The following is a 17,009-nucleotide window of genomic DNA, read 5'->3' as shown; positions in this document are numbered from 1 at the left end:
ATGGCGCGCGACGATAACGATCAAAACCCGGGCGGCAAGGAGCCCGAGAACAACAAGACGACCACCCAGATGACGATGATCCAGGCCCTGCGTTCGGCCATGGACGTCATGCTGGGCAAGGACGACAACGTCGTCATCTACGGCCAGGACGTCGGTTACTTCGGCGGCGTGTTCCGCGCCACCGACGGCCTGCAGGGGAAGTACGGCAAGCAGCGCGTGTTCGACGCGCCGATTTCCGAAGGCGGCATCGTCGGCACGGCGGTCGGCATGGGCGCCTACGGCCTGCGTCCGGTCGTGGAAATCCAGTTCGCCGACTATTTCTATCCGGCGTCCGACCAGATCGTCTCCGAAGCGGCGCGCCTGCGCTACCGCTCGGCCGGCGACTTCACGGCGCCGCTGACCATCCGCATGCCCTGCGGCGGCGGCATCTACGGCGGCCAGACCCATAGCCAGAGCCCGGAGGCGCTGTTCACCCACGTCTGCGGCCTGCGCACGGTGATGCCGTCCAATCCGTACGATGCGAAAGGCCTCCTGATCGCCTCGATCGAGAACGACGATCCGGTCATCTTCCTGGAACCGAAACGCCTCTACAACGGCCCCTTCGACGGCCACCACGACCGTCCGGTGGTGTCCTGGGCCAAGCATCCGATGGGCGAAGTCCCCGACGGCTACTACACCGTCCCGCTCGACAAGGCAGCCATCTTCCGCCCGGGCGCCGAACTCACCGTGCTCACCTACGGCACCATGGTCTGGGTCTCGGAAGCGGCGGCCGCCGAAACCGGCATCGACGCCGAGATCATCGACCTGCGCACTCTCTGGCCGCTCGATCTCGACACCATCGTCGAGTCGGTCAAGAAGACCGGCCGCTGCGTGGTCGTGCACGAAGCGACGCGTACCAGCGGCTTCGGCGCGGAGCTCGCGTCCCTGGTACAGGAACACTGCTTCTATCACCTGGAAGCGCCCATCGAGCGCGTCGCCGGATGGGATACGCCCTATCCGCACGCGCAGGAATGGGCGTATTTCCCGGGGCCCGACCGTGTCGGCGCCGCGTTCAAACGTGCGATGGAGGCGAAGTAAATGGGTATTCATGTCATTAAAATGCCCGACCTCGGTGAAGGCATCGCCGAAGTCGAAGTCGTCGCCTGGCACGTCAAGCCGGGCGACACGGTCAAGGAAGACCAGGTGCTGGCCGACGTCATGACCGACAAGGCGACCGTCGAGATTCCCTCGCCGGTGAACGGCACCGTCACTTCCCTGGGCGGGAAGCTGGGCGAAGCCATGGCCGTGGGCGCGGAACTGATCCGCCTCGAGGTCGAAGGCGCGGGTAATTTCAAAGTCGACGCCAAGACCCCGGCGCAGGCGATGCGCAACGAAGCCGTCGCGGCGGCCGAAAGCGCCGGCACCACAGCCGCGCGTGCAGGCGGCGGCGCCACCGTCGACGAGTTCATCCCGATCACGGTGGCGCAGCCGGAAACCGTGGTCACCAGCGTGACCAGCGAAGCGACGGTGGCGCCGGCGCAGGTGGCGCCGCCGCGTTCGGCCCCGGCCCATGCACAGCCTTCGCACGGCGCCAACGCCCCGGCCCACCACGGCCGCGCGCCCGGCGAAAAGCCGCTGGCCGCACCCGCCGTGCGCCAGCGCGCCTGGGACATGGGCATCGAGCTGCAATACGTCACCGGTTCCGGCCCGGCCGGCCGCATCAGCCACGCCGACCTCGACGCCTATGTGCAGCGCGGCCAGCAAAAGGCGGCCGAAGGCGACCGCCGCTACGCCGTGCTGGAGGGCGAGCAGGCCATGCCGGTCATCGGCATGCGCCGCAAGATCGCCGAGAAGATGGCGGAGGCCAAGCGCCGCATCCCGCACTTCACCTATGTCGAGGAGATCGACGTCACCGAACTGGAAGCGCTGCGCGTGCAGCTCAACGCCCGCTACGCCGGCCAGCGTCCGAAACTGACGCTGCTGCCGCTGATCATGCGCGCCGTCGTGCTGGCGATCCGCAAGTACCCGTCGGTGAACGCCCGCTTCGACGACGACGCCAACATCGTCACCACCTACAACCCGGTACACCTGGGCATCGCGGCCCAGACCGATGCCGGCCTGATGGTGCCGGTGGTTCGCAATGCCGAAGCGCGCGACCCGTGGTCAAGCGCCGCCGAGGTGGCGCGCCTGGCCGAAGCCGCGCGCACCGGCAAGGCCCTGCGCGAGGAATTGACGGGGTCGACCATCACCATCACCAGCCTCGGCGCGCTGGGCGGGATCGTCACCACGCCGGTGATCAACCGTCCGGAAGTGGCGATCGTGGGCGTGAACCGCATCATCGACAAGCCGGTGATCCTGAACGGCGCCATGGTCGCGCGCAAGACGATGAACCTGTCGTCCAGTTTCGACCATCGCGTGATCGACGGCATGGTGGCCGCCGAATTCATCCAGACCATCCGCGGCTACCTCGAGTGCCCGGCAACCCTGTTCGTGGAGTGACCCGATGAACGACATCAGCACGACCCTGTTGGTCATCGGCGGCGGCCCCGGCGGCTATGTCGCCGCCATCCGCGCCGGCCAGCTCGGCATTCCGACCATCCTGGTCGAAGCCGGCCAGCTGGGCGGCACCTGCCTGAACATCGGCTGCATTCCCTCGAAAGCCCTGATCCACGCGGCCGAGGAATTCGAAAAGGCCGGCCACTACGCCGGCGATTCGCCGCTCGGCATCGCAGCCGCGGCGCCGACCATCGACATCAACCGCACCGTCGGTTGGAAGGACGGCATTGTCAAGCGTTTGACGGGCGGCGTCGGCAGCCTGCTGAAAAAGAACGACGTCCAGGTGATCAATGGCTTCGCGCGCATCCTCGACGGCAAGACGGTCGAGGTGAAGGCGGCGGACGGGGAACTGCAGCGCGTGCGCTGCGAGCACCTGCTGCTGGCCGCCGGCTCCGAAGCCGTCGAGCTGCCCTTCATGCCCTTCGGCGGCATGGTCGTGTCCTCGACCGAAGCGCTGTCGCCGACTTCGATTCCGAAGCAGCTGGTCGTCGTCGGCGCCGGCTACATCGGCCTGGAGCTGGGCACGGCCTACCGCAAGCTGGGCGCGGAGGTCACCGTGATCGAAGCGGCGGAGCGCATCCTGCCGGCCTATGACGCGGAACTGACGAAACCGGTCGGCGCGGCGCTCAAGCGCCTCGGCATCGACGTGCGCCTGGGCACCTCGGTACTGGGCCTGAACGCGGCCGACGATGGCGTGCGCGTGCAGACGGCGCACGGCGAAGAGATGGTGCTTTCGGCCGACCGTGTGCTGGTGGCCGTCGGCCGCCGTCCGCGCGCCGGCGGCTGGGGGCTGGAGTCGCTGCGGCTCGACATGAACGGCCGCGCCGTGAAGATCGACGACCAGTGCCGCACCTCGATGCGCAATGTCTGGGCCATCGGCGACCTGGCCGGGGAGCCGATGCTGGCGCACCGCGCGATGGCGCAGGGCGAGATGGTCGCCGAGATCATCTCCGGCAAGCGCCGCCACTTCCAGCCGGCGGCCATGCCGGCGGTCTGCTTCACCGATCCTGAAGTCGTCGTGGTCGGCATGGTGCCGGGCGAGGCGGAAGCGGCCGGCATCGATGCGATCGTCGCCAACTTCCCCTTCGCCGCCAACGGCCGTGCGATGACGATCGAGTCGACCGACGGTTTCGTCCGCGTCGTGGCGCGCCGCGACAACCACCTGATCCTGGGCTGGCAGGCGGTGGGGCGCGGCGTGTCGGAACTGTCGACGGCCTTCAGCCACTCGATCGAACTCGGGGCGCGGCTGGAAGACGTGGGCGGCACCATCCATGCCCACCCGACCCTGGGCGAGGCGGTGCAGGAAGCGGCGCTGCGCGCGCTCGGCCACGCGCTGCATATCTAGTTCCGACGGCACGCAAAAAGCCAGGGTATGGAACTGATCGGCATTGCCGGCGTTGTCGCCGCCGTCGCGCTCGCGCTGCTGGCGATGCACCGCCGTGCGGCGGCACTCGCGGCGGCTGCCTCCGCGCCGCTGCCCGGCGGCGCCCCCGCCCGCATCCCGTGCGAGGGCGACGACGACGCCGTCGCGGCCTGGATCTGGCGGCACCTGGTGCCCCGCTCCGGACAGTCGCTGACGGTGCAGGGCGAACTGCTGCGCGCCGTCGAAAAGCTGCGCCATGAAGCCCAGGGCAACGGCAACATCAACTGGAACGAGCATTTTGAGAAGCTGATCGATTTCCTCCACACCCACCTGGTGAGGCGCGGCGCCCTGCCGTCCGGGATGGCGCTGGCGGTGCTGGCCGATCTTGCCCGCCTGCGCAACTTCCTGCCGGTCGAGGCGCTCGAACACGACGACCAGGCCGACGGGCTGCCCTACGTCGACGACGATCTGTACGACCGCCTGACGGCGGCCGTCGTCGCCTTTGCGCGCATGCACACGCTGGTGATTCCGCGCGGGGCCGATCCGGAACTGCTGGTCTAGCGGCGACGTCATAAAAAAAGGCCTGCGCGAGCAGGCCTTTTCTTTCCGGCGCCACCGCACGGCGGCCCGTGCGCCAGCCGGTGCGTACTCACTGGGCGGCAGCGACCGCGGTCAGGTATGCCGGTTCGGATACGGCCACCGGCTCTCCGGCCGCAGCGGGCGCGCCCAGGATGGCGACGAGGATTGCAGCCGGCGTCGGCTTGTTGCGGGACTGGAAGCGCACGGTGCGGATGCCCGCCTGTTCGAGCCGGGAATCGCGCAGCTGATCCTTCGCCTGGGAATGCGTCCTGTCATCGAGCTCGACGACGGCGATCACTTCGCCGGCGACATCGCACACGACGTAGTCGGCGCGCTGCTGGGCAATGCGTAAACGGTCACCATGCGCTGTCTTCCTGTCGCTGCTGGCCGCTTCGATCAGCGCGGCCATGGCCACCTGGGGAAAGACGTAATGCCCGGGAAGCGCTGCCACGAGCCTGCCGAAGAACTCGCGTTCGTTGTCGGTCATGAGCTTGCGCCGGCGGTAGGCGCCCGTGCGCTTGCTTCCCTTCCCTTTCTTCAGCTGGATCGCGACGACAGCGGCGAACAGGAAGAACACGACGAAGAACGCGACGATGACAAGGGCTGTTTTCATTGAAATACCTAGATAAAAAGAGTGGGTTACTGCACGCGTGCACAGGCCAACATATTGCCACAAGGAAATACTACAACATCCGCGTGTCCCGCAGAACCCTTTGTTGCTTTTAAAGCTCTTAAACACGAATTACCCGCGCTGCATTGCACCGAGCCGGTGCATTTTTGCAAAGCATGCGATAATCCGCGCCCGGTCGAAGCTTCGTCTTTCGGCCTTCTCATTCACCTAACATAAGAGAGCTGAACATGTTCAAGAAAATCGCTGCCGCCGCCGCCCTGATCGCCGCCTCCAACGCCGCTTTCGCCGTCGAGCCGCAGCCGTTCTATGCCGGTATCGATGCCGGTTCGACCAAGATCGAAGGCTTCGACCGCGAAGGCGGCTACGGCGCCTTCATCGGCTACAAGTTCTCCCCTGGCTTCGCCGTCGAAGCGGGCTACCACCGCCTGGCCGACACCGAGTTCCGTTCGGGACCGCTGACCGCCAACGTCACCGTCGACCAGATCGACGTCTCGCTGCTCGGCAGCGTGCCGCTGTCGAACGGCTTCGACGTCTACGGCCGCCTCGGCTACAACCGCCTGGAAGCCGATGCCGACGTGGCTGGCTTCAGCGCCAAGGAACACGATTCGAACGTGCTGTACGGCCTGGGCCTGGGCTACAGCTTCAGCCCGGTCGTCCAGGGCCGCCTGGAAGTGCAAAAGCCTTCGAGCGACGCGACCCGCGTCCTGGCCGGCGTTTCCTTCCGCTTCTAAATTCTTTAGTATGCAGTACGCCGCTTGAGCGGCAACCGGAACCGGGAAGTGCGCTTCCCGGTTTTTTTTCGTCCCGGCAAACGTGCGCGCCGGTCGGCACGGCCGCGTGCATCATGGCTGCTCTTCCTGACCATGAAAGGACGCACCGTGAACCCGCGCTACCGACCGATCACGCGCCTGGGCCTTGGCGGCACCGGGCTGGGCGACATGTACCACACGACGAGCGACGAGGCCGGCCGCACGACGGTCGATGCCGCCTGGGAGGCCGGCATCCGCTACTTCGACACCGCGCCCCACTACGGCGCCGGCCTGTCGGAACACCGCTTCGGCCAGGCCCTGCGCCGCCATCCGCGCGATGAATACACGCTGTCGACCAAGGTCGGCCGCCTGCTCCGTCCCGATCCCGTGGGCGAGATCGCCGCGCCCTTCGTGTCGAGCCTGCCCTTCCGGCGCGTGCTCGACTACACGGCCGACGGCGCGCGCCGCGCGGTCGAGGACAGCCTGCAGCGCCTCGCCCTCGGCCACATCGACATCGTCTACGTCCACGACCTCTCCACTGACCAGTTCAGCCGGGCCGAGTTCGAGCACCATTTCGCCATCGCGGCCGGCCCTGGCGGCGCCTTCGAGGGACTGGTGAAACTGCGCGAGGAGGGCATCATCAAGGGCTGGGGCATGGGCGTGAACACGGTCGAACCCTGCATGCGCGCACTGCAGGCGTCCGACCCCGACGTCTTCCTGCTCGCCGGCCGCTACACGCTGATGGAGACGACGCCGCTGGCCGAGTTCTTCCCGCTGTGCGCCGAACGCGGCGCCTCGGTGGTGCTGGGCGGCCCCTTCAATTCCGGTTTCCTCGCCGGCGGCGACCATTACGACTACGCGCCGGCGAGCGCAGAAAAACACGCCCAGCGCGAGCGCCTGCGCCAGGTCGCGGCGCGCCACGGGGTCGATCTGGCCGCGGCCGCGCTGCAGTTCGGAGCGGCGCACCCGGTGGTGTCGGCCACGATCCCCGGCGCGAGCAGCCCGCAGCACCTGCGCCGCAACGCGGCCCTGATGGACATGGCCATTCCGCGCGCGTTCTGGGAGGAACTGGTGCACGAAGGCCTGCTGCCTGAGGAGGCGCCACTGCCGGGCTAGCGCAGACCACGGCGAAGGGAGCGGCAGCCGCACGCAGGCTGTACAATTGGCAAAACAACAAGGTCACTCCCCATGCCCGATACCCGCATCCTCGTCCTCTACGCACATCCCGCCCCGCACCGCTCGCGCATCAACCGCCGCCTCGCCGAGGCCGCGCGCGCCCTCGACGGCGTGCTGGTGCACGACCTGTACGAAACCTATCCCGACTTCTACATCGACGTCCCCCGCGAGCAGGCCTTGCTGGCGCAGGCCGAGCTGGTCGTCTTCCTACACCCGATCCGCTGGTACAGCATGCCCTCGCTGCTGAAGGAATGGGTCGACAGCGTGCTGGTGGCCGGCTGGGCCTACGGGCCGGGGGCCACGGCGCTGCGCGGCAAGGGCTACCTCCTGGCGGTCACCACCGGCAGCCCGGAGGACGCCTACCAGGCCGGCGAACGCCACGGCCGTCCTTTCGAGGCCTACCTGCCGCCCTTCGAACAGACGGCCCTCCTGTGCGGGATGGACTGGTGGCCGCCGCACATCCTGCACGGCGCCCATGGCGCGGACGACGCCGCCGTCGCCGCCCACGTGGCCGCCTTCCGCGCCCGCCTGGAAGCCTTCCTTCTCACCCCGGCAAAGGAGGCCGTCCATGGAGCATAACCTGCTGGCGAACGCCGTCGTCTACCTGGCCGCCGCCGTCCTCGCAGTGCCGCTGGCCAAACGCCTGGGCCTGGGCGCCGTGCTCGGCTACCTGCTGGCCGGGATGGCGATCGGCCCCTGGGGCCTGAAACTGATCACCGAGGTCGAGACCATCCTGCATTTTTCCGAATTCGGCGTGGTGCTGCTGCTGTTCCTGATCGGCCTGGAGCTGGAACCGGCGCGCCTGTGGTCGATGCGGCGGCCGATCTTCGGCTGGGGCACGGCCCAGGTGCTGGGCGTGGCCGGCGCGCTGTTCGGCGCGGCGCTGCTGGCCGGCGTGGCCTGGCAAGTGGCCCTGGTCGCCGCGCTCGGCCTGTCGCTATCGTCGACGGCCATCGCGCTGTCCACGCTCGGGGAACGCAATCTGATGGCGACGCCGGCCGGCCAGGCCGGATTTGCCATCCTGCTGTTCCAGGACATCGCCGCGATCCCGATGATCGCCCTGATTCCCCTGCTCGGCGTGGCCGCGGCCGACAGCGGCGGCGGCGAAGGCTGGTTCGGCGCCGCGCGCCTGGGCGCGGTGATCCTCGGCGTGATCCTGGCCGGGCGTTTTCTCGTGCGCCCGGCGCTGCGCATCATCGCCAAGTCGGGCATGCGCGAGATCTTCACCGCCTTCGCGCTGCTGCTGGTGATCGCGATCTCTCTGCTGATGCAGTGGGTCGGCATGTCGATGGCGTTGGGCGCCTTCATGGCCGGGGTGCTGCTGGCCGATTCCGAGTACCGCCATGCGCTGGAAACCGACCTGGAACCGTTCAAGGGCCTGCTGCTCGGCCTGTTCTTCATCGCGGTCGGCATGTCGGTCGACTTCGGCGTGTTCGCCTCCCACCCCTGGCTGATCCTGGGCGCGGTCGCCGGTTTCCTTCTCATCAAGCTGGCGGTGCTGTTCGGGCTGTCGTACCGCTTCGGCATCGCGCGCGGGCAGCGCTGGCTGTTCGCCTTCCTCCTCTCGCAGGGCGGCGAATTCGCCTTCGTCGTGTTCGGCGCGGCCGGTGCGGCGCGCGTGTTCACGCCGGAGGTCGGCTCGATCCTGGTGGCGGTGGTGGCGCTGTCGATGGTGACGACGCCGCTGCTGCTGGTGCTGTACGACCGCGTGCTGGAGCCGCGCTACCACGGCCAGAACCTGCGCCAGGCCGACGCCATCGAGGGCAACGAGGGCCATGTGATCGTCGCCGGCTTCGGGCGCTTCGGCCAGATCGTCGGGCGTCTCCTGAACGCCAACCGCATCAAGCTGACGGTGCTCGACCACGACCCCGACCAGATCGAGCTGCTGCGCCGCTTCGGCTGGAAGGTGTTCTATGGCGACGCCACCCGGGTCGACCTGCTGCACGCGGCTGGCGCGGCCAAGGCGCGGGCCCTGGTGCTGGCCATCGACGACGTCGAGGACAGCCTGGCCCTGGTCGACGCCGTGCGCGAGCATTTCCCCGGCCTGCCGATCCTGGCGCGGGCGCGCAACGTCACGCATTACTACCAGCTGATGGACCGCGGCGTGACCGTCATCGAACGCGAGACGTTCGAGGCGGCCCTGCAGCTGGGCCGGCGCGTGCTCTGCCAGCTCGGCTACGGCGCCTACCGCGCGCGCGAGGCGGCGCTCAAGTTCCGCGAACATAACAAGGCCAGCGTCGACGCCGTCTACCCGTTCTACAAGGATCGCGAGCAGTACGCCTCGCTGTCCAAGCAGGCGCGCGACGAATTGAACGAAATGTTCGCGCGCGACCTGAAACGCTACGAGCGCGAGTCGGAGCGGGGCTGGGATTGAGCATGCTTACTCCGGCGCCTGTCTCGCCGGCGCAACGCGCGATCGCGCACGATGTGAATGTTTTCGCTTGGAAACGTCAAGGATGGCGTAGACTCGCGGAATGCTCAAATCCGATAAAATCGATACTTCAGCGGCAGCGGCAGCGTCTGCGGCCTGGCCGGCGCAGGCGCCCACGGCCGGCAGCGGATATCGGTTTTCGGAGCTCGACCTTAACGTCTCGGCAACTCCTGTAGAATATGGAGCTTTTCAGCCCGGGGCGACTGTGAACGAGCAAGACAGGCAGGTCGGTTTCCTGGACAACGGCGGCAGGATCGGCCGTGAAATCCGCGAGCGCGACTGGTCGGAGCACCCGCTGGGCCCGATCGCGGGCTGGGACGCGCTGCTGCGCACCAGCCTGGGCATCGTCCTCGGCTCTTCCTTCCCCACCTTCCTGGCCTGGGGCGACGACCTGACCCTGTTCTACAACGACCCCTACGAATCCATGTTGGGCCGCAAGACGAACTGCCTGGGCGCGCCCTTCCCGGCCGTCTGGCACGAAGTCTGGGACAGCCTCGGGCCCTACGTGCGCCGCGTGCTGGGGGGCGAATCCTTCTTCTTCGAGAACTATGCCGTCACGCTCGAGCGCAACGGCTATCCCGAGCAGGCCTGGTTCACCTTCTCGTACAGCCCCCTGCGCGACGAGCGCGGCGTCGTGCGCGGCCTGATCTGCACCTGCGTGGATGTCACCGACAAGGTGCAGGCACTGGCCCGCCACAAGGAGGCCGAGGAGCGCCTGGCGCTCTCGCTCGAAGCCTCCGGCAACATCGGCACCTGGTCCTATGATCTGGACGACGGCACGACCTACGTCGACGAGCGCTTCGCGCGCCTGTTTCAGATCGACGCGGCGCTGGCCCAGTCCGGCACCGAGCTGGAACGCTTCACCGACATGATCCATCCCGACGACCGGCCGCGCGTGCTCGCCGCGATCGCCGCCGCCATCGCCACGGACAGCCGCTACGACATCGACTACCGGATTCCGCAGCGCTCCGGTGTCGATGTCTGGGTCAACGCGCGCGGCAAGGTGTTCACGGATCCGGCCAGCGGCCAGCGCCGCTTCGCCGGCATTGCCGTCGACATCACCGCACGCGTCGCCAGCGAGGAGCGCGCCGCGGCCGCGACGCTGCGTGCGGAAGACAGCCGGCGCCGCCTGGACGCCCTGCTGGAAGCGGCGCCGGTCGGCATTGCCTATGCCGGCCTCGATGGACGCATGCAGCTGGCGAACGCCGCCAACCGCGCGATCTGGGGCGGCGACCTGCCGTCCGCCGGCGGCCTCGGCTTCGATGCATGGAAAGGCTGGGTTCCCGGCGAGGGCAGTGTACCCCCGCGCCCGCTGGCACCGGGGGAATGGCCGATCATGCGGGCACTGGCCAGCGGTAGCAGCCACGAGGCGGAGATCGAGATCGAGCCGCTCGACGCGCCCGGCCAGCGCAAGACGGTGCTGGTGCGCGCCCAGGCGATGCGCGACGCGCATGGCAATCCGGCCGGCGCGGTGGCGGCGACGATGGACATCACCGCCCAGGTCGCGGCCGAGCGCGCGCTGGCCGAGAGCGAACAGAAGTTTCGCGGCATCGCCAACGTGATTCCACAGATGGTCTGGTCGAGCAATGTCGAAGGTACCGAACAGTATGTCAACGACCGCTGGCACGAATTCACCGGCATCGGCGACGCGGAACTGGGCGCCGACATCTGGCGCCGCGTGGTGCATCCGGACGACTGGTCCGCGCTGCTGGCCCAGTGGAAGACGAGCTTCGCCGCCAACCGGCCCTTCGACGCAGAGCACCGCCTGATGCACCATGCGGGCGGCTACCGCTGGGTGCTCAACCGCGCCCTGCCCTCGTTCGACGAGAACGGCCGGGCCACCCACTGGATCGGCACCCTTACCGACATCCAGGACCAGAAGATCGGCACTGACGAGCTGCGCGCCGCGTCGCGCCGCAAGGACGAGTTCCTGGCGATGCTGGCGCACGAATTGCGCAATCCGCTGGCGCCGATCAGCAATGCCGCCCAGCTGCTGACCATGGCCGGCTCGAGCACGCAGCGCATCCGCCAGTCGAGCGAAGTCATCATCCGCCAGGTGCGCCACATGACGGCGCTGGTGGACGACCTGCTCGACGTGTCGCGCGTCACGCGCGGCCTGGTGACGCTCGAGCGTGCGCCGGTCGAGGTCGCGGCGGTGGTGGCCGGCGCCGTCGAGCAGGCGCGCCCGCTGATCGAGGCGCGCGGCCATCTGCTGGAACTGGATCTGGACGGCCTCGGCGCCGGCACACGCATCCTCGGCGACCGCACGCGCCTGGTGCAGGTGCTGGCCAACCTGCTGAACAACGCCGCCAAGTACACGCCGCAGGGCGGGCGCATCGCGCTCTCGGCGGGGCTGATGCGGCACGACAGCGGCGCGAGCGTCGTCATCGCCGTGCGCGACAACGGCATCGGCATCGATCCGGCCATGCTGCCGCGCGTGTTCGACCTGTTCTCGCAGGCCGAGCGCACGCCCGACCGTTCGCAGGGCGGGCTCGGCCTGGGCCTGGCCCTCGTGAATAGCCTGGTGCAGCTGCACGGCGGCCGCGTCGAGGCGCACAGCGACGGGCTCGGACGCGGCAGCACGTTCCGCCTTGTGTTCGACGCCATCCTGGCCGCCGGCCCTGGCGCGTCCCCGCCGGCGGACGCCGCGTCGACGCCAGCGTCCCAGGCGCAGGCGGAGGGGCCGGCGCCGCGGCGCGTGCTGGTCGTCGACGACAACGCCGACGCCGCGCAGTCGCTGGCCGAGGTGCTCGGCGCCCTCGGCCATGCGGTGACGAGCACCTTCGATCCGCACGCGGCGCTCGATCTCGCCGCCGGCGACTGGCCCGACGTCTTCATCCTCGACATCGGCCTGCCCGACATCGACGGCTATGAACTGGTGCGGCGCCTGCGCGCGCAGGAAGCCGGCCGCCCGACGCGTTATATCGCATTGACCGGCTATGGCCAGGCCCACGACAAGGTGCTTGCGCGCGGCGCCGGATTCGACCACCATTTCGTCAAACCGGTCGACCTGGAGGCGCTGTGCGCCGTTCTGGACGATCCTGTCCACATTACCCCAGCTGCGGCTGCAGGCGCAACCGCAACCATTTCACCATCGGCGCCGGCCGCAGCGACTGCGCTGCCCGTCATGCCGAACGATTCGTAATCATGCAAAGACCCGACGCCCACTCCGACCTCGCCTACAACGCCGCAGAATTCTGCTCGACCAAGGACGCCGCCCGCCTGCTCGGGGTGTCGCACCGCACCGTCCAGCTCTGGGTCGAGAACGGCGCCCTGCAGGCCTGGAAGACGGCCGGCGGCCACCGCCGCATCACCATGACCTCGGTGCACAAGCTGGTCAACGAGCGGCGCGAAGTCACGGGCGCGGCGCCGATCGCGCAGGAAGCGGCGCCGAGTGCGCCCAGCCGCAAGAAGCTGCTGCTGGTCGACGACGACCGCACCCTGCTGCGCCTGTACGAGCTCGAAATCGCCGGCTGGAACCTGCCGCTCACGCTGGTGAAGGCCCCGGACGGCTTCGAAGCGCTGCTGCGCATCGGCGAACAGCGGCCCGACGTGCTGGTGAGCGACCTGAGCATGCCGGGCATGGACGGCTTCCGCATGATCCGCACCCTGCGCGCCGATCCGCTGCTGGCGAACATGGCGATCATCGTCGTCAGCGGCCTGGATCGCCCGACCATCGACTCGATGGGCCTGCCGGGCGACATCCCGGTCTTCCCGAAACCCGTGCCCTTCGGCCAGCTGCGCGCCGCCGTCGAGGACGCGATCGGCATGCCGGCCGCGGCCTGAGGCGCGTCGATGTCCGCAGCGACCCGCCCTCCCCTCGGCGACAGTGACGCCTGGCTGACGGCGCTGCTCGCGCAGCTGCCCGAGGGTGTCCTGCTGCTCGACGGCGATCTGCGGATCGTCGCGGCCAATCCGGCCGCCGGCCTGTTGTTCGGCCGCGAACCCGGGCAGCTCGCCGGGCGCGGCGTCGGCACCCTCTTCGTGGAAGCCGTCGGCGCCGCGCTGAGCGGCCAGGGCGCGGATGCGCCGCTTTCTCTTCAGCTCACCGGCCGCGGCGCGGACGGCGCCACCCGGCCGATGCACGCCAACGCGCGCCTGCATGGCGCACACGGCGCGCGCCGCACCGTCCTCACCGTGCGCGACAGCGCGCCGGACGCCGAGCAGGCCTGGCGCGTGCGCGCCGCCGGCGAGCGCCGCCACAAAACCTTCACCCAGGCCGCGCACGAACTGCGCACCCCGCTGGCGAGCATCCTCGGCTTTTCCGAACTGCTGATCAAGCGCGAGTTCGCCCCAGGCGAGGCGCGCGAGCTGCTCGAGATCATCCACGCCCAGGGGCAGCGCATGGCCACCGTGATGAACCAGGTGTTCGACCTGGCCCGCATCGAGGCGGGAGGGCGTGCCGCGCTGCGCCTGGCCGCCACGCCGCTGGACGGCGTGCTGGTGCAGGCGCTCGCCGCCGTCAAGCTGCCCGACGCGCAGGCGCGCGTGCAGATCGATCTGGCCCCCGGCCTGCCCCCGCTGGCGGCCGACCCGCACCGGCTGGCCCTGGCCCTGGCGAATGCGCTCGACAACGCCCTACGCTATTCGGCGCCCGAGACCCCGGTGCGGGTGCATGCGAGCGCCGCGCCCGATGGCTCGCTTGTGCTGCTGGAAGTGGCCGATGCCGGCGCCGGCATGACGCCCGAACAGCGGGAACGCCTGTTCGAGCCCTTCCACCGCGGGCCGCAGGCGCAGGAGGACGGCACCGGCCTGGGCATGGCCATCTTCAAGGAAATCATGGATGTCCACGGCGCCGCCGTCGCTGTCCGTTCGGCGCCGGACGCCGGCACGACGCTGACGATCCGCCTGCCGGCGGCGCAAGCCGAATCGGGAGACCGGCATGGGTAACTTCATCCTCGTCGTCGACGATCAGCGCGAACTGCGGCTGCTGATCCGCCTCAGCCTGATCACCCTGGGACGGGTGGAGACGGCCGGCACCGTCGCCGAGGCGATGGCTTTCGTGCGCGACGATCCGCCGCGCCTGATGGTGCTCGATGTCTCGCTCGGGATCGAGAGCGGCCTGGAACTGTGCCGCGCGCTGAAGGCTGACCCGGCCACCAGCGCCATCCGCATCCTGCTGCTCTCGGCCTACGGCCAGGACGCCGACGTCGCCGCCGGCATGGCCGCGGGCGCCGACCGCTACATGGTCAAGCCCTTCAGTCCGCGCGACCTGCTGGCGGCAGCCGCGGAACTGATGGCCTGATGCCCTACGCCGGCATCCGCGCCGGCAGCCTGACGCAGAACAGCGCGCCGCCGCCCGGCGCGTCGCCGATCGTGATCGTTCCGCCATGCTCCTCGACGATGCGCTTGCAGATCGCCAGGCCGAGCCCCGTGCCGCCCTTGGGGGCGCTGCCGGCATCGCCGATCTGCACGAATGGCTGGAACACGCGCTCGCGCAGCGCCGGCGCGATGCCCGGCCCGCTGTCGGCCACCGCCAGGTTGGCGCCCTCGCCATCGGCCGCGACCCTCAAGACGACTTGCGTCCCGCCCGGCGCCACACGGATCGCGTTCGACAGCAGGTTGACCAGCACCTGGGTCATGCGGTCGTAGTCGAAGGCGGCCGTTGGCCCCTCGCCCGCCGTTTCGCCTTCCAGTACCAGGCACACGCCGGCGGCGCCGGCCATGCCGCGCATCGTGCGCACCGCTTCGCGCGCCAGCGGCAAGAGCGGCTGCAGCACGGGCGCGAAGGACATCATGCCGGCCTCGATCTTCTGGATGTCGAGCATGTCGTCGACCAGGCGGTTCAGGCGCATGCAGTTGTTGTTCGAGATCTCGATCAGTTCCAGCACGTCCGGCGGCAAGGCCCCGAGCGCGCCATCGGCCAGCAGCGCCAGCGAAGCGCGGATCGAGGTCAGGGGCGTGCGCAATTCGTGCGAGACGGTGCCGACGAACTCGTTCTTCATCGCCTCGATGCGCTTCCTTTCGGTGATATCGCGCAGGAAGATGCTGAACACCGCGCTGTCGCCCTCGCCGGTCAGGCCGGTACTCATTTCGACCGGGATCTCGGCGCCGTGGCGGTCCGTCACCACGCGTTCCACACGCTGGTTCAGATGGTCGAGGCGGCGGCGCGCGCCGCCCGCGAAATCGGCCAACGCGCCGCCCGCGGCCGCGCGCAGCTCGGCCGGCAGGATCAGGTCGGACAGGATCTGGCCGACCGCCTCCTCGCGCCGCCAGCCCAGCAGCAGCTCGGCCTGGCGGTTCCAGTCGAGGATGCGGCCCGTCATGTCGACGCCGATGAAGGCGTCCTGCGCCGTCTCGACGATGGCGCGGATGCGCGCTTCGCTGGCCTGCACGCCGGCCAGTGCGCGTCGCAGTTCCACTGTGCGCGCCTCGACAACCTGCTCCAGGCTGCCGTTCAGGCGCTCGAGCTGTTCGCGGCGCGCCTCCAGGTCGGTCACCAGCGCGTTGAGCGCACGGCCGAGCGCGCGCACTTCGGCGTAGTCGTCGGCACGCGCATCGATGGTCTCGATGCCGCCCTGGCGCAGGCGCGTGGCGGCGCCGGCCAGGCGCGCCAGCGGCCGCGTGATGCTGCGCGCCACCCACACGCCGACGATCGAGAACAGCAGGGCCAGCGCCGCGCCGCTCCACAGCACCTGGGCGCGCATGTCGCGCACCGGCGCATAGGCCTGGCTCACGTCCTGGCGCACCAGCACCGTCCAGCCCAGGCCAGGATAATTGCCGTGTCCACTGCCCTGCTGGTAGCCGACCACGTACGTGCGGCCATCCGGCCAGGCTTCCACCAGGTGGCCGCCGCGGCGGGCGGTGCGCGCACGGCGCAGGCTCTCGAGGGCGAGCACCTTGTCGGCTAGATCCGGCGGCCCGAGCAGCACCCGCCCTTCGCCGTTCAGGATCAGCGCCTGCACGGGGCTGGTACGCGCCGCCGAGCCGACCACCGAGCGCTCGACGTCGCGCGCCCAGTTCCAGGACAGGTGGGCGCCGAGCACGCCCTGCACCCGGCCTTCGGCATCGGCATAGGGAAAGGCGACGTCGACGAAACGGCGCGGTTCGGATTGGGGCGGCAATAGCTTGGCGAGCAGTACCGCGTCGTGCACGTCGCCCACGAAGCCGCCCTCGAGACCCTGGCGGAACCAATCGCGCCTCGAGACGTCGACGCCGACCAGCAGGCCGTTGCCGGCCGCCTTCACCTTGCCGTCCACGCCCACCATGCCGATCCATTCGTAATAGGCGTAGCTGTCCTGCACCCGCCGCAGCATGGCCGCCATGCGTGCGGCGTCCTGCGCCGCGTCGCCGGGCGCGATCCGGCCGGCGATCAGCTCGACCTCGCGGTAGCGTTCGAACATGCCGCGCTCGAGCTTGTCGGATGTCTGGAACGCGAGATCCGCCAGGCCTTCGCCGATCTGGTTCTCGAGCCGGCCGACGGCGCGCCGCTCGACCAGGCCGAGCAGGGCCAGGGTCAGGATCACCGACAGCAGCGAAAAGGCCAGGGCCAGCCGCGCGCGCAGCCCGCGCGGCAGGAGTGATCGAAGTCCGATGCGCACGGAT

14 protein-coding genes are annotated in these 17,009 nt (G+C 69.3%); 12 read left to right on the top strand and 2 right to left on the bottom strand.

Annotation, left to right across the window (positions count from 1 at the left end):
- The 4 genes from ASF77_RS05080 to ASF77_RS05065 are packed head-to-tail and all read left to right on the top strand — an operon-like array spanning window position 1 to window position 4,459.
- Complete coding sequence (locus ASF77_RS05080; protein WP_373961670.1) at window positions 1-1,077, top strand: alpha-ketoacid dehydrogenase subunit beta; 1,077 nt, start codon at window positions 1-3, stop codon at window positions 1,075-1,077.
- Complete coding sequence (locus tag ASF77_RS05075; protein ID WP_056335323.1) at window positions 1,078-2,478, top strand: dihydrolipoamide acetyltransferase family protein; 1,401 nt, start codon at window positions 1,078-1,080, stop codon at window positions 2,476-2,478. It abuts the gene before it with no gap.
- Window positions 2,479-2,482: 4 nt separating this feature from the next.
- Entirely contained in the window at window positions 2,483-3,880 is a 1,398-nt protein-coding gene (gene lpdA, locus ASF77_RS05070; protein ID WP_056335320.1) for a dihydrolipoyl dehydrogenase, read from the top strand.
- Between the two features lie 27 nt (window positions 3,881-3,907).
- On the top strand, window positions 3,908-4,459 hold the full coding sequence (locus tag ASF77_RS05065) for a hypothetical protein (protein WP_200934125.1): 552 nt from the start codon (window positions 3,908-3,910) through the stop codon (window positions 4,457-4,459).
- 88 nt (window positions 4,460-4,547) lie between these two features.
- Here ASF77_RS05065 and ASF77_RS05060 read toward each other — a convergent pair whose 3' ends face one another.
- The gene (locus ASF77_RS05060) at window positions 4,548-5,090 is read right to left on the bottom strand and encodes a DUF2726 domain-containing protein (protein ID WP_056335316.1); all 543 of its coding nucleotides are present in this window, start codon (window positions 5,088-5,090) and stop codon (window positions 4,548-4,550) included.
- Between the two features lie 245 nt (window positions 5,091-5,335).
- Between ASF77_RS05060 and ASF77_RS05055 the strand changes: the two genes are divergently transcribed.
- From ASF77_RS05055 to ASF77_RS05020, 8 genes are all read left to right on the top strand, one after another.
- Window positions 5,336-5,839: a porin family protein gene (locus ASF77_RS05055; protein ID WP_056335313.1), complete on the top strand. Its 504-nt coding sequence runs from the start codon at window positions 5,336-5,338 to the stop codon at window positions 5,837-5,839.
- Between the two features lie 132 nt (window positions 5,840-5,971).
- Entirely contained in the window at window positions 5,972-6,973 is a 1,002-nt protein-coding gene (locus tag ASF77_RS05050; protein ID WP_056335310.1) for an aldo/keto reductase, read from the top strand.
- Window positions 6,974-7,045: 72 nt separating this feature from the next.
- Window positions 7,046-7,612 (top strand): NAD(P)H-dependent oxidoreductase, encoded by a 567-nt coding sequence (locus ASF77_RS05045; protein ID WP_056335307.1) that lies wholly within the window; start codon window positions 7,046-7,048, stop codon window positions 7,610-7,612.
- Complete coding sequence (kefC, locus tag ASF77_RS05040; protein WP_056335303.1) at window positions 7,602-9,407, top strand: glutathione-regulated potassium-efflux system protein KefC; 1,806 nt, start codon at window positions 7,602-7,604, stop codon at window positions 9,405-9,407. The genes ASF77_RS05045 and kefC overlap by 11 nt, the downstream gene beginning before the upstream one ends.
- A 262-nt stretch (window positions 9,408-9,669) precedes the next feature.
- Window positions 9,670-12,609 carry a PAS domain-containing protein gene (locus ASF77_RS05035; RefSeq protein ID WP_056335300.1) on the top strand — a complete coding sequence of 980 codons (2,940 nt, stop codon included), beginning with the start codon at window positions 9,670-9,672 and terminating at the stop codon, window positions 12,607-12,609.
- Window positions 12,610-12,611: 2 nt separating this feature from the next.
- Window positions 12,612-13,250, top strand: a complete 639-nt coding sequence (locus ASF77_RS05030; RefSeq protein WP_056335296.1) for a response regulator — start codon at window positions 12,612-12,614, stop codon at window positions 13,248-13,250.
- 9 nt (window positions 13,251-13,259) lie between these two features.
- Window positions 13,260-14,354 (top strand): HAMP domain-containing sensor histidine kinase, encoded by a 1,095-nt coding sequence (locus ASF77_RS05025; RefSeq protein ID WP_056335293.1) that lies wholly within the window; start codon window positions 13,260-13,262, stop codon window positions 14,352-14,354.
- Entirely contained in the window at window positions 14,347-14,709 is a 363-nt protein-coding gene (locus ASF77_RS05020) for a PleD family two-component system response regulator (RefSeq protein ID WP_056335290.1), read from the top strand. Before ASF77_RS05025 ends, ASF77_RS05020 begins: the two co-directional genes overlap by 8 nt.
- Window positions 14,710-14,713: 4 nt before the next feature.
- On the opposite strand, the gene ASF77_RS05015 is transcribed toward ASF77_RS05020, so the two are convergent.
- Window positions 14,714-17,005: an ATP-binding protein gene (locus ASF77_RS05015; protein WP_056335286.1), complete on the bottom strand. Its 2,292-nt coding sequence runs from the start codon at window positions 17,003-17,005 to the stop codon at window positions 14,714-14,716.
- Window positions 17,006-17,009 lie beyond the last annotated feature (4 nt).

Source organism: Massilia sp. Leaf139 (assembly GCF_001424165.1).
Lineage (GTDB): Bacteria > Pseudomonadota > Gammaproteobacteria > Burkholderiales > Burkholderiaceae_D > Telluria.
The sequence above is the reverse complement of the archived record's forward strand: the minus strand, read 5'-3'. Positions and strand labels throughout refer to the sequence as shown.

What these genes read in the sequence shown, in the direction of transcription:
- ASF77_RS05025 (WP_056335293.1), top strand. Translation starts at nt 13,260, where the DNA reads ATGTCCGCAGCGACCCGCCCTCCCCTCGGCGACAGTGACGCCTGGCTG.
- ASF77_RS05045 (WP_056335307.1), top strand. Translation starts at nt 7,046, where the DNA reads ATGCCCGATACCCGCATCCTCGTCCTCTACGCACATCCCGCCCCGCAC.
- ASF77_RS05020 (WP_056335290.1), top strand. Translation starts at nt 14,347, where the DNA reads ATGGGTAACTTCATCCTCGTCGTCGACGATCAGCGCGAACTGCGGCTG.
- ASF77_RS05065 (WP_200934125.1), top strand. Translation starts at nt 3,908, where the DNA reads ATGGAACTGATCGGCATTGCCGGCGTTGTCGCCGCCGTCGCGCTCGCG.
- ASF77_RS05030 (WP_056335296.1), top strand. Translation starts at nt 12,612, where the DNA reads ATGCAAAGACCCGACGCCCACTCCGACCTCGCCTACAACGCCGCAGAA.
- ASF77_RS05050 (WP_056335310.1), top strand. Translation starts at nt 5,972, where the DNA reads ATGAAAGGACGCACCGTGAACCCGCGCTACCGACCGATCACGCGCCTG.
- ASF77_RS05075 (WP_056335323.1), top strand. Translation starts at nt 1,078, where the DNA reads ATGGGTATTCATGTCATTAAAATGCCCGACCTCGGTGAAGGCATCGCC.
- ASF77_RS05055 (WP_056335313.1), top strand. Translation starts at nt 5,336, where the DNA reads ATGTTCAAGAAAATCGCTGCCGCCGCCGCCCTGATCGCCGCCTCCAAC.
- ASF77_RS05060 (WP_056335316.1), bottom strand. Translation starts at nt 5,090, where the DNA reads ATGAAAACAGCCCTTGTCATCGTCGCGTTCTTCGTCGTGTTCTTCCTG.
- ASF77_RS05080 (WP_373961670.1), top strand. Translation starts at nt 1, where the DNA reads ATGGCGCGCGACGATAACGATCAAAACCCGGGCGGCAAGGAGCCCGAG.
- lpdA (WP_056335320.1), top strand. Translation starts at nt 2,483, where the DNA reads ATGAACGACATCAGCACGACCCTGTTGGTCATCGGCGGCGGCCCCGGC.
- kefC (WP_056335303.1), top strand. Translation starts at nt 7,602, where the DNA reads ATGGAGCATAACCTGCTGGCGAACGCCGTCGTCTACCTGGCCGCCGCC.